The sequence below is a fragment of the Zoogloea oryzae genome (assembly GCF_030161255.1).
Classification (GTDB): domain Bacteria; phylum Pseudomonadota; class Gammaproteobacteria; order Burkholderiales; family Rhodocyclaceae; genus Zoogloea; species Zoogloea oryzae.
The window spans coordinates 1-802 of sequence record NZ_BSPX01000247.1 but is presented as its reverse complement, the minus strand read 5'-3'; the positions used below and the strand labels follow the sequence as shown (position 1 = coordinate 802).

Annotated in this window: 1 protein-coding gene; it reads right to left on the bottom strand. The window is 53.7% G+C overall.

The window, feature by feature from the left end; all coding sequences use genetic code 11:
* Window positions 1-37: 37 nt before the first annotated feature.
* A partial coding sequence (gene lysC / locus QQK25_RS23280; RefSeq protein WP_284190091.1) for a lysine-sensitive aspartokinase 3 occupies window positions 38-802 on the bottom strand: 765 nt, incomplete at its 5' end.

The following is an 802-nucleotide window of genomic DNA, read 5'->3' as shown; positions in this document are numbered from 1 at the left end:
ATACGGCCCGAAATATAGCTTCCAGGCCATACAGTATTTACTCAAACAAATTACTATGCAGTTTTTGCACCACCTGCTCGGCATCTTCGCCGGGCACCAGGAAGCACAGGTTATGGCTGGATGCGCCATAACAAATCATGCGAATGTTGAACGGTTCCAGTACGCCGAATACCTCTTTGCCAACGCCGCAGGCTTTTGACAGGTCATTGCCAATCAACGCGACCAGCGCCAGACCTTCTTCCACCTCCACCCGACACAGTGCGGAAAGCTCCATCAGCAGAGATTGCGTCAGCAACGTATCGCCAGTGGAGGTTGAACCGGTGGTATCAAGGGTTAATGCCACGCTCACTTCTGACGTGGTGATTAAGTCTACCGAAATATTATGCCGCGCGAGGATGCCGAAAACTTCCGCGAGGAAATCGCGAGAATGCAGTATATTCAGGCTGTGCAAAGTGAGCAGAGTCTGATTGCGACGAAGCGCCAGAGCGCGGAACAGCGGCGGATTTTCAGTTTTATTGCACACCAGCGTACCACCTGCGCGTGGGTCTTTGCTGGAGCCGACAAAGACCGGGATATCGCTGCGTACTGCGGGTAGCAACGTTGCCGGATGCAGTACTTTTGCACCAAAAGTTGCCATCTCTGCCGCTTCGGCAAACGCGATTTCATCAATGCGTTTTGCTGCGGAAACTACGCGTGGATCGGTGGTGTAGATGCCCGGGACGTCGGTCCAGATATCAACACGAGATGCGTGTAAAGCCTCCGCCAGCAAGGCTGCCGTATAATCGCTGCCTCCACGGCCAAG